Source organism: Furfurilactobacillus siliginis (genome assembly GCF_001437435.1).
GTDB classification, from domain to species: domain Bacteria; phylum Bacillota; class Bacilli; order Lactobacillales; family Lactobacillaceae; genus Furfurilactobacillus; species Furfurilactobacillus siliginis.
In genome coordinates, this window is record NZ_JQCB01000007.1 from 48,567 (window position 1) to 62,962 (window position 14,396).

The 14,396-nt window shown below is 44.9% G+C and carries 14 protein-coding genes; 4 read left to right on the top strand and 10 right to left on the bottom strand.

What is annotated here, in order from left to right; genetic code table 11:
• Positions 1-72 precede the first annotated feature (72 nt).
• From rplB to rpsJ, 5 genes are all read right to left on the bottom strand, one after another.
• The gene (rplB, locus tag IV55_RS06200) at positions 73-906 is read right to left on the bottom strand and encodes a 50S ribosomal protein L2 (protein ID WP_057810423.1); all 834 of its coding nucleotides are present in this window, start codon (positions 904-906) and stop codon (positions 73-75) included.
• Positions 907-992: 86 nt separating this feature from the next.
• Entirely contained in the window at positions 993-1,280 is a 288-nt protein-coding gene (gene rplW / locus IV55_RS06205; RefSeq protein ID WP_057810425.1) for a 50S ribosomal protein L23, read from the bottom strand.
• Entirely contained in the window at positions 1,280-1,906 is a 627-nt protein-coding gene (rplD, locus tag IV55_RS06210; RefSeq protein WP_057810427.1) for a 50S ribosomal protein L4, read from the bottom strand. Before rplD ends, rplW begins: the two co-directional genes overlap by 1 nt.
• 26 nt (positions 1,907-1,932) lie before the next feature.
• Positions 1,933-2,592 (bottom strand): 50S ribosomal protein L3, encoded by a 660-nt coding sequence (rplC, locus tag IV55_RS06215; protein WP_057810429.1) that lies wholly within the window; start codon positions 2,590-2,592, stop codon positions 1,933-1,935.
• 75 nt (positions 2,593-2,667) lie between these two features.
• The gene (gene rpsJ, locus IV55_RS06220; protein ID WP_057810431.1) at positions 2,668-2,976 is read right to left on the bottom strand and encodes a 30S ribosomal protein S10; all 309 of its coding nucleotides are present in this window, start codon (positions 2,974-2,976) and stop codon (positions 2,668-2,670) included.
• A gap of 335 nt (positions 2,977-3,311) precedes the next feature.
• Between rpsJ and IV55_RS06225 the strand changes: the two genes are divergently transcribed.
• A complete protein-coding gene (locus IV55_RS06225; RefSeq protein ID WP_057810432.1) occupies positions 3,312-3,878 on the top strand; it encodes a cysteine hydrolase family protein in 567 nt (188 codons plus the stop codon).
• 73 nt (positions 3,879-3,951) lie between these two features.
• On the opposite strand, the gene fusA is transcribed toward IV55_RS06225, so the two are convergent.
• The 3 genes from fusA to rpsL form a co-directional block, all read right to left on the bottom strand.
• Positions 3,952-6,057, bottom strand: coding sequence for an elongation factor G (fusA, locus tag IV55_RS06230; RefSeq protein ID WP_057810434.1), 2,106 nt, complete (start codon positions 6,055-6,057; stop codon positions 3,952-3,954).
• A 105-nt stretch (positions 6,058-6,162) separates the two neighbouring features.
• Positions 6,163-6,633: a 30S ribosomal protein S7 gene (gene rpsG, locus IV55_RS06235; RefSeq protein WP_057810437.1), complete on the bottom strand. Its 471-nt coding sequence runs from the start codon at positions 6,631-6,633 to the stop codon at positions 6,163-6,165.
• Between the two features lie 20 nt (positions 6,634-6,653).
• The gene (rpsL, locus tag IV55_RS06240; protein ID WP_057810439.1) at positions 6,654-7,067 is read right to left on the bottom strand and encodes a 30S ribosomal protein S12; all 414 of its coding nucleotides are present in this window, start codon (positions 7,065-7,067) and stop codon (positions 6,654-6,656) included.
• 297 nt (positions 7,068-7,364) lie between these two features.
• Here rpsL and IV55_RS10335 point away from each other — a divergent pair, with 297 nt between their 5' ends.
• The 3 genes from IV55_RS10335 (at position 7,365) to IV55_RS06250 (ending at position 10,175) form a co-directional block, all read left to right on the top strand.
• Positions 7,365-8,057 carry a prepilin peptidase gene (locus tag IV55_RS10335; RefSeq protein WP_162260736.1) on the top strand — a complete coding sequence of 231 codons (693 nt, stop codon included), beginning with the start codon at positions 7,365-7,367 and terminating at the stop codon, positions 8,055-8,057.
• A 72-nt stretch (positions 8,058-8,129) separates the two neighbouring features.
• On the top strand, positions 8,130-8,465 hold the full coding sequence (locus IV55_RS06245; RefSeq protein ID WP_057810441.1) for an ArsR/SmtB family transcription factor: 336 nt from the start codon (positions 8,130-8,132) through the stop codon (positions 8,463-8,465).
• Positions 8,466-8,495: 30 nt separating this feature from the next.
• Entirely contained in the window at positions 8,496-10,175 is a 1,680-nt protein-coding gene (locus IV55_RS06250; RefSeq protein WP_057810443.1) for an oleate hydratase, read from the top strand.
• 123 nt (positions 10,176-10,298) lie between these two features.
• On the opposite strand, the gene IV55_RS06255 is transcribed toward IV55_RS06250, so the two are convergent.
• Positions 10,299-10,550 carry a kinase to dihydroxyacetone kinase gene (locus tag IV55_RS06255; protein ID WP_057810554.1) on the bottom strand — a complete coding sequence of 84 codons (252 nt, stop codon included), beginning with the start codon at positions 10,548-10,550 and terminating at the stop codon, positions 10,299-10,301.
• 193 nt (positions 10,551-10,743) lie between these two features.
• Positions 10,744-14,394 (bottom strand): DNA-directed RNA polymerase subunit beta', encoded by a 3,651-nt coding sequence (gene rpoC, locus IV55_RS06260; RefSeq protein ID WP_057810444.1) that lies wholly within the window; start codon positions 14,392-14,394, stop codon positions 10,744-10,746.
• Positions 14,395-14,396 lie beyond the last annotated feature (2 nt).

The following is a 14,396-nucleotide window of genomic DNA, read 5'->3' on the forward strand; positions in this document are numbered from 1 at the left end:
CTCATGTTAGCAATATGCTAACGCGTTCATGTGTTTAACAACAAAATGTCGTATGTGATTGAATAAGAAAGATTACTTCTTGCGACGGTCACGCACAATAAGCTTGTTTGAACGAGCATTGTGGTTCCGCGTCTTCTTACCAGCAGTCTTCTTACCCCATGGTGACATTGGTGATGGACGACCAACTGGGGCCTTCCCTTCACCACCACCATGTGGGTGATCGTTAGGGTTCATTACAGAACCACGAACGTGAGGACGTTGGCCAGCATAACGCTTACGACCGGCTTTACCTAACTTGATCAATTCGTGTTGTTCGTTACCAACGGTACCAACAGTGGCACGGCCAGCAGCAAGCACCATCCGAACTTCACCAGAAGCCAAACGTACTAAAGCGTACTTGCCTTCCTTACCCAACAATTGAGCTGAAGCACCAGCAGAACGGGCAATTTGGCCACCCTTACCAGGCTTTAATTCGATGTTGTGAACAATCGTCCCAACTGGGATGTTTGTCAATGGTAATGCGTTACCAACTTTGATATCCGCATCTGGACCAGATTCAACAACGGTGCCAACTTCTAGACCCTTAGGTGCTAAGATGTATGACTTCGTACCATCCTCGTAGACCAGTAAGGCGATGTTAGCAGTCCGGTTTGGGTCATATTCAATGGCCTTTACGGTTGCTTTGTAATCGTCTTTAATCCGCTTAAAGTCGATGATCCGGTATGCACGCTTCGTACCACCGCCACGATGACGAACTGTCATGCGACCTTGGTTGTTACGACCTGCGCGGTGACTTTGTGATTCCAATAAGGACTTTTCTGGAGTCGTCTTAGTGATTTCACTAAAGTCGGAACCGGTCATGTTACGACGACCGTTAGTGGTTGGTTTATAACTCTTAATACCCACTATTCTTTCCTCCTAAATTGTCGTGCCGTGACTGGTTGTCCCTTGTGAGGAGCCTTAACATCAACGGCGCATAGACTCGAAGAATACTATTCTTCGTTAAATAACTTAATTTCCTTTGAGTCTGAGCTCAAAGTAATGATTGCCTTACGACGTTTCTTAGTGTAACCACTGTAACGTCCTTGGCGCTTCAAATGACCCTTAACGTTCATTACGTTAACCTTAACAACCTTAACATCGAAGATTTCTTCGATGGCGCTCTTGATCTGCGTCTTGGTTGCGCGGGTGTCAACATCAAACATGTAACGCTTGTCATCGATATCAGCCATTGAGGCTTCGGTAACAACTGGGCGTAAAATCACATCACGTGCTTCCATTATGCGAGCACCTCCTCTACCTGAGAAAGAGCAGATTGGGTAATCACCATCTTATCGTTGTTAACAATGTCCAAAACGTTTACGCCCTTAGCAGTCAGAACAGTGACATTAGCTAAGTTACGTGCAGACAATGCTGCGTTTTCGTTATCGTCTTCAACCACAACAAGGGTCTTTTCAGCAACTTTCAGGTTGTCTAGAACCGTGGCAAATTCAGAAGTCTTTGGTGCCTTGAATTCAAGAGCATCAACAACAACCAAGGCTTTGTCCAAAACCTTTTGTGACAATACAGACTTCATGGCAAGTTGACGCACTTTTTGTGGCAACTTGTAGGCATATGAACGTGGAGTTGGTCCGAAGACAATCCCACCGCCACGCCATTGTGGTGACCGGATTGACCCTTGACGAGCCCGACCAGTACCCTTTTGACGCCATGGTTTCTTACCACCACCACGGACAGCACTCCGGTTCTTAACGGCGTGTGTTCCTTGACGTAATGATGCACGTTGCATCAAAACGGCATCGGTGATGACGTTTTCGTTAGGTTCGATACCAAACACAGTGTCGTTTAATTCAACTGTGCCTGACTTCTTACCATCTTGCTTAAATAAATCAACGCTGGTAGTCATAGCTGTTTATCCTCCCTTCCCTTAAATTATTTTTCGCTCTGGCGGTTGTTCTTCTTCAGACCAGCCTTGACAGAGTTTTTGATTGTAACAAATGACTTGTTAGCACCTGGAACGTTACCTTTGATCAACAGAACGTTGTTTTCAACATCGGCACGTACAACCTTCAAGTTTTGCATGGTTACCTTATGGTTACCCATCCGACCTGGAAGTAACTTACCCTTGAAAACACGGTTGATAACGGCACCCAATGAACCTGGGCGACGGTGATAACGAGAACCATGCGCCATAGGACCGCGAGATTGGCCGTCCTTTTTAATGTTACCTTGATACCCATGTCCCTTTGTAATACCCGTGACGTCAACTGCTTCGCCTTCAGCGAAGATATCAGCTTTGAGCTCGTCACCGACTTTTACGTCTCCAAGCTCAACATCGCGAATTTCACGAATGAAGCGCTTAGGAGCCGTTTTTGCTGCTGCTACGTGGCCTTGTTCGGGCTTGTTAGACAGAACTTCACGTTTATCGTCAAAACCTAATTGAATTGAGTTGTAACTGTCGTTTTCAACAGTCTTAACCTGCAATACAACGTTAGGTGTGACATCGATAACAGTAACGGCAACTAATTCACCATTTTCCGTGAAGACCTGCGTCATCCCGACCTTTTTCCCTAAGATTCCTTTTGTGGTCATGAGTACACCTCCAATATGATTGTGATTTTAATTACGCTTAACGCGCATTGGATCTAGACGAAATCAATTGTTGAATTACAACTTGATTTCGATATCAACGCCACTTGGCAATTCAAGCTTAGTCAATGAATCAACTGTTTTAGCAGTTGGGTTAACAATGTCGATCAAACGCTTATGCGTCCGAATCTCGAATTGTTCACGAGACTTCTTGAACTTATGTGGTGAACGTAACACCGTGAAAAGTGTCCGTTCAGTTGGTAACGGAATTGGTCCTGAAATTTCAGCACCAGTCCGCTTAGCAGTTTCCACGATCTTGTCAGCTGACTGATCAAGGACACGATGCTCATAAGCCTTCAAGCGAATCCGAATTTTCTTACTTGCCATAGTTGTTCCCTCCTATCGTCTATTTTTTATAAATAGGCTAGCTCCGTGAAAATTACCGCCACACCACCGTGGCAAAGCGGCCGGGTGTGTCGCAACCTTCCACATCATTGCTCGCTTAGCGCTGCTTGAAACTGGGCACAGTTGTACCTTTTTTCGCACAAGCACTTGTCTACTATACCAGCTGTACCCATTACTGGCAAGGGCTTATTTGGTTTTGTAAATGTCGATTCGGTTACAATTTTATTTACTGTCCACTTTATATCTCAAGCACGACTTAACCAAATCTTTTACACTTTCCAGTACAATGAAAGCAACTATATAAAAGGAGGCACACGATGTCAACTATTACTCAACCACGTGCGTTACTTATCATCGATTATACAAATGACTTTGTTGCTGACAACGGTGCATTAACAACAGGACAACCTGGGCAGATCATTGAACCGTCAATTATCAAGCTTGCTGACGCATACATAGCTGCCGGAGACTATGTTATTTTCCCAACTGATCTTCATACGGCTAATGATGCATTTCACCCCGAAAGTAAGCTCTTCCCACCACATAATTTAGCAAACACCTGGGGTCGGCAACTATATGGACACTTAACTGACTGGTATACAAAGCATCAACAAGACGACCATGTTTACTCCTTTGATAAAAATCGTTACAGTGCATTTGCCAATTCGAATCTTGATAACTATTTGCGTAGTCGCCACATCACTGATTTAACACTAACTGGCGTATGCACAGACATTTGTGTCTTGCACACCGCGGTCGATGCATACAACAAGGATTACACACTGACAATTCCAGCATCGGCCGTTGCATCTTTTAACGCCAGCGGTCATGCTTGGGCGCTTAACCATTTTGAACAAACGCTCGGTGCCAATGTTATTCGTTAGTTCTTTATATAGAAGAAACAAAAAAAGCCACAACCAGTTAAACACCGGTTGTGGCTTTTTAAATGACTAACGACTAGTCATCGGCAGGATTATGGTTCCCACCATTTTTCTTGATGATTTCTTCTTGGACAGCCTTTGGAACAGCTGAGTAGTGGTCAAACGTCATGGTAAACGTCCCACGACCTTGCGTTGATGAACGCAGTGTCGTTGCGTAACCAAACATTTCAGCCAATGGTACAAATGAGTGAACTTCTTGCGCGTTCCCACGTGCTTCCATTCCATCAACAGTACCACGACGAGCAGTTACGTGACCCATAACATCCCCAAGGTTATCTTCAGGTGCGACAATGTCGACCTTCATGATTGGTTCAAGGATAACTGGAGCAGTCTTCTTAGCTGCTTCACGTAAAGCTAATGATGCAGCAATCTTAAATGCTGATTCAGATGAATCGACATCATGGTAACTACCATCGTATAACTTAGCTTTAACATCGACAACTGGATAACCAGCAACCATACCATTAGCCATGGATTCTTGTAACCCTTGGTCAACTGAAGGGATGTATTCACGAGGAACAACCCCACCAACAATGGCATCTTCGAATTCGTAACCCTTACCAGTTTCGTTAGGTGTGAATTCGATCCAAACATCACCATATTGACCTTTACCACCAGACTGACGGATGAAACGTCCTTCAACCTGAGCAGACTTCGTAATTGTTTCACGGTAAGCAACTTGAGGTGCACCAACAGTTGCATCAACCTTGAATTCACGACGCATACGGTCAACGATGATATCCAAGTGAAGTTCACCCATCCCAGAAATTAATGTTTCACCAGTTTCAGGGTTAGTTTCGGCACGGAAACTAGGATCTTCTTCAGAAAGTTTTTGCAAGGCGTTGTTCATCTTGTCTTGGTCAGCCTTTGTCTTAGGTTCCACGGCAACTTGGATAACTGGGTCTGGGAAGACCATTGATTCAAGATGCAATGGGTGGTCAACGGCTGTCAATGAATCACCAGTAGTGGTGTTCTTCAAACCGATGGCAGCAGCGATATCCCCAGAGAACACTTCAGGAATTTCGTTTTGTTGGTTAGAATGCATTTGTAGCAAACGACCAACACGTTCACGCTTGTCCTTCGTTGCGTTTAAGACGTATGAACCTGATTCCAAAGTACCAGTGTACACACGGATAAACGTCAAACGACCAACGTAAGGGTCAGTAGCAACCTTAAATGCCAAGGCAGCAAAGTCCTTGTCATCGCCGGCAACTAGGTCTTCTTCTTCGCCTGTTTCAGGATCAGTGGCTGTATAAGGCTTAACATCAACTGGTGATGGTAAGTAGTCAACAACGGCGTCCATCAACATTTGCACACCCTTGTTCTTGTAGGCAGAACCTGCAAGAACTGGGAAGAAGTCATTTGTCAAAGTAGCACGACGGATACCAGCCTTTAATTCATCCTTGCTGATTTCTTCACCGTTCAAGTACTTTTCCATCAAAGCGTCGTCTGATTCGGCAACTGCTTCAACTAAAGCGTCACGACGCTTTTGTGCTTCTGCAAGGTATTCTTCAGGAACATCAACTGTGTCCCATTCAGTCCCTAAAGCATCTTCATCATAAAGGTCAGCCTTCATTTCGATCAGGTCAATAACCCCTTCGAAATCATCTTCGGCACCAATTGGCATTTGGATGGCGTGTGCATTGGCTTGCAAACGGTCACCAATTGAGTCAACTGAGAAGTCGAAGTCGGCACCTAATTTGTCCATCTTGTTAACGAACACGATACGAGGAACGTCATAAGTAGATGCTTGACGCCAAACAGTTTCTGTTTGAGGTTCAACACCAGCTTGGGCATCCAGCACCGCAATCGCACCATCTAAAACCCGCAATGAACGTTCAACTTCAATAGTGAAGTCCACGTGTCCTGGGGTATCGATGATGTTGATTCGGTTGTTCTTCCATTCAGCAGTCGTGGCAGCTGAAGTGATGGTAATCCCACGTTCTTGTTCTTGGGCCATCCAGTCCATTTGTGAAGCACCATCATGGGTTTCACCAATTTTATGAATCTTACCAGTATAGTAAAGAATCCGTTCAGTTAACGTGGTTTTACCGGCATCAATATGGGCCATGATACCAATATTACGTGTTTTTTCGAGTGGAAATTCACGTGTGTTAGCCATTATTTTCTCCTTTTAAATAGCATGTTTACTGCTTAAATCCCAAAAATGACACCGCGCATAATGATCGGTGTCAAAAGGGTGCTACCGGTCAAAAGCCGGTTATTATTACCAACGGTAATGTGCGAAGGCACGGTTGGCTTCTGCCATCCGGTGAGTGTCTTCACGCTTCTTAACAGAAGCACCAGTGTTGTTGGCAGCATCCATGATTTCACGTGCAAGACGTTCTGTCATGGTGTGTTCCCCACGTAAGCGTGAGTATTGCACTAACCAACGTAAGCCTAATGTGCTACGACGTTCTGGACGAACTTCGATAGGAACCTGGTAATTAGAACCACCGACACGGCGAGCTTTAACTTCCATTACAGGCATAATGTTGTTCATTGCTTCTTCGAACACTTCAAGTGGTTCGTTACCAGTTGTTTCTTTAATTGAATCAAACGCATCGTATAAGATTGTTGAAGCAGTTCCCCGCTTACCATCTAACATCAAGCGGTTGATTAAACGCGTAACAAGCTTTGAGTTGTAAATTGGGTCAGGTAGCACTTCACGTGCTGGAATATGTCCTTTACGAGCCATCGTTTATCTTCCTTTCTTGATTAAGCCTTAGGCTTTTTAGTACCGTACTTAGAACGGCTTTGCTTCCGGTCAGTAACACCGGCTGTATCCAGGGCACCACGGATAACATGGTAACGAACCCCAGGCAAATCCTTCACACGGCCACCACGGATTAGCACAACACTATGTTCTTGCAAGTTGTGACCAATACCTGGAATGTAAGCCGTAACTTCAATCAAGTTAGACAAACGAACACGGGCATACTTCCGTAAAGCTGAGTTAGGCTTCTTTGGTGTCATAGTACCGACACGAGTTGCAACCCCACGTTTTTGAGGTGCAGCGTTGTTAGTCTGTTCCTTCTTGTAGCTGTTATACCCGAAGTTTAATGCTGGGGCATCTGATTTTGACGTTTTAGATTTACGACCACTACGAACGAGTTGGTTAATCGTTGGCATCTAAAAGTCCTCCTTTCAACTTTCCGTTGCTGTTTAAGTCCACACACCCAGGCGGTTCTTTTTTGATTAATAAAAAAAGAAAAACCCAAATCTGTTTTCCACAAATGATTGCTGCTTAAAGCTCCAGCCGCCATGGATGGCAGACACTTTCACAAAAAAGCACCTTTAATAGAATATCATCCTCCCCCAACACAGTCAAGTCACCACTGAGAAAAATCACCTGTTAGCGCAATTTTTACGCACAACTTTACGTATGTAAAAACTAACTGTGTTGGATTGGAAAGGATGCTATTCATTATGTCATTATTTTTGTCGCTTGTCAGCCCACTTTACGCCATTGTTTTTACTTCCACTGTCATGTGTCTGGCCGACCGTTTGACCACATCATCTATCATCGACACACCACGTTCTGTTTGCGACCACTGTCGCCGGCAACTCACTTGGTGGCAGTTGGTACCAATCTTTGGTTGGCTCTGTCAACGCGGTCGTTGCCATTTCTGTCATGTTGCCATTAGCGCTCGCTATGTGCTCTATGAAATTTCCATCGGCATCCTTACCACGTGTCTATCACTACGCACATCGTTTCACCTAACCTGGGCAACAATTTGTTTTCTCTTAGTACTTCTAGCACTTGCTGAAATCGATCGTATCATGACCTCCGTGCCGACGGTTTTAAACGTTATCTTATTACTAGCTGCGCTCACGCTTCGCCAACCGCCACTTCGTGAATGGGGTTGCCTGTTTGTCGTGTTTATCCTGGGACAACTTGTGCTCCATTATCACCCCGTGTTGGGTAACGGTGATCTAGATATCATGATCATTTTTGTAATTGCATGGGGTTGGCTGGCTATGACACAAATCGTATTGATCAGCTGTGTCTTAGCGCTGCTTCGCCAACGACACTCACAACCGTTGCAGCAACCATTCATTCCTGATTTGTGGCGTGGGTGCCTCACCTTTTGTTTCTTACACGTCTTTACGCTCATATAGTAAGCGCTTGCATAAATATGAATGCGGCTTTACTATATTCATGAAGTTAAATATATGAATGAGGTGATGTGTATGCAACAAGTTGCTGAGCTACCTAAACGTCAGCGACAAGCGCTTGATGAATTTGTAGCTAACCTCGATTTACTCAATACACTCGCAGACACTAATCGGCAACGGTTGATTATTTTATTAGGTGCTCACCTAGTCGACGGCTTAACGGTTTCAGAACTAACACGGCAAATGCAGCTATCGCAACCTGCCGTTTCTCATCATTTAAAACTACTGCGTGATGCAGGATTAGTCGCCACAACAACTGAGGGCTTACATCATCGCTACCGTCTGACCGTGGATGCTGCGTTGAATCAGGTAGAACACTTATTAACCACCATTCGTCATAGTTACCATTAACAGTTCTCATAAAGAAAGGAAGTTATTCACATGACACAACATGCTTATATGATTGGAACTGGTATCGGAAATCTTGCAGCAGGCATTTACCTGATTCGTGACGGGCACTGGAATGGTTCACAAATCACGATGTTTGGCCTAGAAAAACATGGTGCAAATGACGGGGCACCCGTTGCTGACTATACCGATGAATACCAAAATGCTGCCATCGAAAACACCAAAGGATTTTTAGCTAAAGGCGGCCGCATGCTAAACGAGGAGACTTACGAAAATTTGTGGGATCTGCTCCGCTCTGTACCCTCGCTAGATCATCCTGGTCAATCTGTCACTGACGAAGTACTTAGCTTTGACCACGCACATCCAACACATGACATTGCTCGGTTAATTGATAAAATGAACGGCATTCGTAACAAAGGCGACGAAAACGATTATCGCCACATGCAGTTTGATAATCGAGACCGTTTCTTACTGACCAAGTTAATGATGATGCCTGAAAGTAAAGAGCCACAGTTAAACGATATTGGTATCGACGACTGGTTTGCAAGCTCACCACATTTCTTCACCACTAATTTCTGGTACATGTGGCAAACAACCTTTGCATTCAAACGTCAAAGCTCGGCCATGGAATTACGGCGGTACATGAATCGGATGATTCTAGAATTCAGCCGTATCAATACACTGGAAGGTGTAACGAGAACACCATACAACCAATATGAAAGTCTCATCCTACCAATGCGGCATTTCCTTGAAGAACATGGTGTTACGTTCATTGATAACCGCAAGATCACTGCACTGACTTTTAAAGACACGCCATTACGTGATGACATCATCGTCACCGGCTTCGATTATGAAGTCGTCGACGAGGCCGGCAAGACTGGTCATGTCGACATCAATGAGGATGATTTCGTTTTCGATACCAATGGTTCCATCACTGACAGTTCGTCATTTGGAGACATGGATACCCCACTAAAAGAAAACCTCGATTACGCGCCAAGTGCTGCATTATGGAAACAAGCTGCTGAACACTTCTATGACCTGGGCCATCCTGATAAATTCTTCAACGACCGTGAACAAAGCGAATGGATGAGCTTCACCGTTACAAACAGCGATCACTATTTGTTGAATCAAATCACGCGTATCACGCAACAGCAACCTGGTAACGCATTGAATACGTGGATTGACAGTGCCGGTTTGATGTCACTTGTTGTTCACCACCAACCACACTTCCACGCTCAAAAGGAAAATGAAACAGTCTTTTGGGGCTACATCATGTATCCACGCCGCAATGGTGAATTTGTCGACAAACCATTCATCGAAATGACCGGTCGTGAAATTTTGACCGAATTCTTAGGGCATTTAGCTCAAACCGATGATAGTCGAGACAACATCAGTAATCATACGGATCAAATCATGGCTTCCACGGTTAATGTCATTCCCGTATACATGCCATATGCCAGTGCGTTATTTAACCGTCGTGCAGTTGGCGACCGACCACTTGTTGTTCCTAAGCATAGCCACAATCTAGCTTTCATCAGCCAATTTGCTGAAATGCCGTTTGACATGGTCTTCACGGAACAATATTCATTCCGTTGCGCCCAAACGGCTGTGTACCATTTCTTGAACATTCCTGATAGCAAGCTGACGCCAATGCACCATTACGAAAAGGATCCGCGCGTCCTGGCACGTGCCACCAAGACGATGTTCCGCTAATGTAGCTTTCGTCTAATAACGGCGCAATGTAAAAAAGCATCCCGATGATCGTTCAGCCTACTTAGTCGTGGCGAATCGATCATCGAGATGTTTTTATTTTGTAGCCTGCTTGGTGCCGCCTTGTTAACCTTTTAAACCACGGGCTTGGCGATCCATATCTTCTACCACGATATCGAAAATATCTCCCAACGACGCACAGTACTTTAAAATATCCCAGGGTTCGTTTGTATGAAAATGAATCTTAATCAGGTTTTCATCACCTACAGCAATCAAACTATCCCCTGCAAATTTTGCTTTAATAGCGGCGTCAATCGCATCTTCATCTAGTTTTGTTCCCTCGATCAAACACTGCGTATCGTATTTGAATTCAATCATGTCAGCCAGTCCTTTCATTGTTAAATCACGCTAATCATAAGGAACTTCCGTGCGAAACACCACTAAACTGACTTTTTTAAATCGAAATCGTCCAACTGTAAGCAAGCGTCTCTAAAATACGTTTGCAAACACAAAAAGGCCTGTCGGCATAATTTTGCTTATGTCGACAGGCCTTTTAATTGTCAGATGCTAATTAGTTAGTGCTCTTGGCGTCTTCTTCACGCATTTTTTGTTCTAAGTCGCTGATGGAGTAGACCCCTTCAGTACCAGTCACTTCAGTCTCTTTAGGCTGAATCTTCCGGTAATCTGGCATCCCAGTACCAGCAGGAATGATCTTCCCGATGATAACATTTTCCTTCAACCCAACAAGTGGGTCGTTCTTTCCACGAATAGCGGCATCGGTAAGGACACGCGTTGTTTCTTGGAATGAAGCAGCAGACAAGAAACTGTTGGTTTCCAGAGCGGCTTTAGTAATCCCTAAGATCACTGGACGACTTGTTGCAGGAATTCCACCGTCAACCAGCGTCTTCGTGTTGGCATTTCTAAAGTCAGCAATGTCCATCAAGGTACCTGGCAACATATCAGTGTCACCTGGATCCATGACACGAACTTTCCGCATCATTTGACGAACCATGATTTCGATATGCTTGTCGGCAATCCCAACACCTTGCATCCGGTAAACACGTTGAACTTCACGGAGCAAGTAGTTTTCAGTCGATAGAACGTCACGAACCTTCAAGAGTTCCTTAGGATCAATTGAACCTTCATTTAGTGAAGAGCCACGGTGGATAAAGTCGCCTTCAGCAACACGCATCCGTGCCCGTAATGGCAACGTGTACGTCCGCGTTTCAGCTTCACCCTTAACCGTTACTTCCTTCGTTCGTTCAGCTGGGTTTTCTTCGATAGAGACAATCGTCCCCGTCACTTCAGTAATCTCAGCTTTACCTTTAGGATTCCGTGCTTCAACGATTTCTTGAACACGAGGAAGCCCTTGGGTAATATCGTCCCCGGCAACACCACCGGTATGGAAGTTACGCATCGTCAATTGTGTACCAGGCTCACCGATTGATTGGGCGGCAACAGTACCAACTGCTTCACCAACTTCAACCCGATCACCAGTAGCCATGTTACGGCCATAACAGCGTTCACAAACACCATGTTGCGTGTTGCAAGTGAAGGCTGAACGAATGACAACTTCTGTAACCCCTGCATCAACAACTGCTTGGGCAACATCTTCATCAATCATTTCATTGGCGTTAACCAATACTTCACCTGTTTCAGGATGCTTGATTGACTTCATCGCATAACGACCTAGGATACGTTCGTATAGTGATTCAATCATTTCGTTTCCGTTCGTGATGGCGTGAATGGTCAAACCACGGTCTGTCCCACAATCCTTTTCACGAATGATAACATCCTGTGCCACGTCAACCAGACGCCGAGTCAAGTAACCTGAGTTGGCAGTCTTCAAGGCAGTATCGGTCATCCCTTTACGAGCCCCATGGGTTGAAATGAACATTTCCAAGACAGATAGTCCTTCACGGAAGTTAGAAACGATAGGTAATTCCATCGTTTGACCATTAGGCGCAGCCATCAAACCACGCATCCCGGCTAATTGCGTAAAGTTAGAGATGTTACCACGGGCACCGGAATCACTCATCATAAAGATTGGGTTATCCCATTCCATGGAGTCAACTAACTGTTCTTGAATATCATCTTTAGCAGTGTTCCAAACGTCAATAACACGTTGGTAACGTTCGTCATCGGTGATCAACCCGCGACGGAATTGCTTGGAAATCGTTGATACTTGCTTACGCGCTTCAGAAACAATGTCGTTCTTTGTCTTCAGCGTTGAAATATCGGCAATCCCAACCGTTAAACCAGAGTTCGTGGATTCGTAGTAACCCAAATCCTTCATCCGGTCCAACAGCAATGATGTAGCAGTAACTTTGTAAATCTTGTAAACTTCGGCAATGATATCAGCCAAGAAGCCCTTCTTGAACGGATCATTCAGTGGTTGATTGCTCAACACAGCCTTCAAATCTGTTCCTGGTTCAAGGAAGAACCGATCGTCTACACCATCAGTTAAGTTAGCTGACGTAGGTTCATTCAAGTAAGGGAACTTGTCAGGCAAGATGGCGTTAAAGATCATCTTCCCAACAGTCGTAACCAAGATGCGACTCCGCTGTTCATCAGTGAATGGCTTTGTCGTCATTGATGAAGCTTGAACCCCAACCCGACTGTGCAAATGCACGTAACCGTTTTGGTAGGCAACGCGGGCTTCGTTCAGATCTTTAAAGATCATCCCTTCACCTTCGCGACCAGCTTCTTCAGTGGTTAGGTAGTAGTTACCGATAACCATATCTTGTGATGGTGTAACCACTGGACGACCATTGGCAGGTGCCAAGATGTGTCCGGCAGCTAACATCAATAAACGTGCTTCTGCTTGTGCTTCGTCTGACAACGGAACGTGGATGGCCATTTGGTCTCCATCGAAATCGGCATTGTAAGCTTCACACACAAGTGGGTGAACACGCATCGCTTTACCAGAAACTAAGACTGGTTCGAAAGCTTGAATTCCCAAGCGGTGTAATGTAGGTGCCCGGTTAAGTAACACTGGGTGTTCCTTAATAACATCTTCCAAAACATCGTAAACATCATTATCCTGACGGTCGATCTTGCGACGTGCATTCTTGATGTTTGAGGCTAATTCACGTTTAACCAATTCTTTCATGATGAATGGCTTGAAGAGTTCCATGGCCATTGGCACAGGTAATCCCATTTGGTTCATCTTCAGAGTTGGTCCAACATCGATAACAGAACGGCCAGAGTAGTCAACACGTTTACCAAGTAAGTTCTGACGGAACCGACCTTGTTTCCCTTTCAACATGTGTGAAAGAGACTTCAATGGACGGTTACCAGGACCGGCAACGGGACGGCCACGACGACCATTATCGATCAATGCATCAACGGCTTCTTGTAACATCCGCTTTTCATTTTGAACGATGATTCCAGGTGCGTTCAAATCTAACAAACGCTTCAACCGGTTGTTACGGTTGATAACCCGACGGTACAAATCATTCAAATCGGAAGTGGCGAAACGGCCACCTTCCAATTGAACCATTGGCCGTAAATCAGGTGGAATAACTGGCACAACATCCATAACCATCCAGTCAGGACGGTTACCGGATTGTAAGAAGGCTTCCAAGATGTCCAAACGACGAACGGCACGCGTCCGCTTTTGGCCTGAAGCTTCTTTCAGTTGTTCCTTTAATTCAGCAGCTTCCTTATCTAAGTCTACTGCTGACAGTAACTTACGAATGGCTTCCGCACCCATTTCGGCTTGGAATTCATTCCCATATTCTTGCTTCTTTTCACGATATTCACGTTCTGAAAGCAATTGCTTGCGTTCCAAAGGTGTGTCACCAGATTCCAACACAACGTATGAAGCGAAGTAAATGATTTCTTCTAGAGAACGTGGGCTCATGTCCAAAACCAAACCCATCCGGCTTGGGATTCCCTTGAAGTACCAAATATGTGTAACTGGTGCGGCTAATTCAATATGGCCCATCCGTTCACGACGAACCTTTGACCGTGTGACTTCAACACCACAACGGTCACAAACGACACCCTTATACCGGATCCGCTTGTACTTACCACACGCACATTCCCAGTCTTTGGTGGGTCCAAAAATCCGTTCATCGAACAGCCCATCACGTTCAGGCTTTAATGTCCGATAATTGATGGTCTCTGGCTTCTTAACTTCACCGTATGACCAGCTGCGGATTTTATCAGGCGAAGCAAGCCCAATCTGCATGCTTTCAAATTTGTTGACATCAATCAAAG

Coding starts and splice junctions, on each gene's coding strand:
- fusA (WP_057810434.1), bottom strand. CDS start 6,057: ATGGCTAACACACGTGAATTTCCACTCGAAAAAACACGTAATATTGGT.
- rplW (WP_057810425.1), bottom strand. CDS start 1,280: ATGGAAGCACGTGATGTGATTTTACGCCCAGTTGTTACCGAAGCCTCA.
- IV55_RS06250 (WP_057810443.1), top strand. CDS start 8,496: ATGACACAACATGCTTATATGATTGGAACTGGTATCGGAAATCTTGCA.
- IV55_RS10335 (WP_162260736.1), top strand. CDS start 7,365: ATGTCATTATTTTTGTCGCTTGTCAGCCCACTTTACGCCATTGTTTTT.
- IV55_RS06225 (WP_057810432.1), top strand. CDS start 3,312: ATGTCAACTATTACTCAACCACGTGCGTTACTTATCATCGATTATACA.
- rpsL (WP_057810439.1), bottom strand. CDS start 7,067: ATGCCAACGATTAACCAACTCGTTCGTAGTGGTCGTAAATCTAAAACG.
- IV55_RS06245 (WP_057810441.1), top strand. CDS start 8,130: ATGCAACAAGTTGCTGAGCTACCTAAACGTCAGCGACAAGCGCTTGAT.
- rplD (WP_057810427.1), bottom strand. CDS start 1,906: ATGACTACCAGCGTTGATTTATTTAAGCAAGATGGTAAGAAGTCAGGC.
- rpsG (WP_057810437.1), bottom strand. CDS start 6,633: ATGGCTCGTAAAGGACATATTCCAGCACGTGAAGTGCTACCTGACCCA.
- IV55_RS06255 (WP_057810554.1), bottom strand. CDS start 10,550: ATGATTGAATTCAAATACGATACGCAGTGTTTGATCGAGGGAACAAAA.
- rplC (WP_057810429.1), bottom strand. CDS start 2,592: ATGACCACAAAAGGAATCTTAGGGAAAAAGGTCGGGATGACGCAGGTC.
- rpsJ (WP_057810431.1), bottom strand. CDS start 2,976: ATGGCAAGTAAGAAAATTCGGATTCGCTTGAAGGCTTATGAGCATCGT.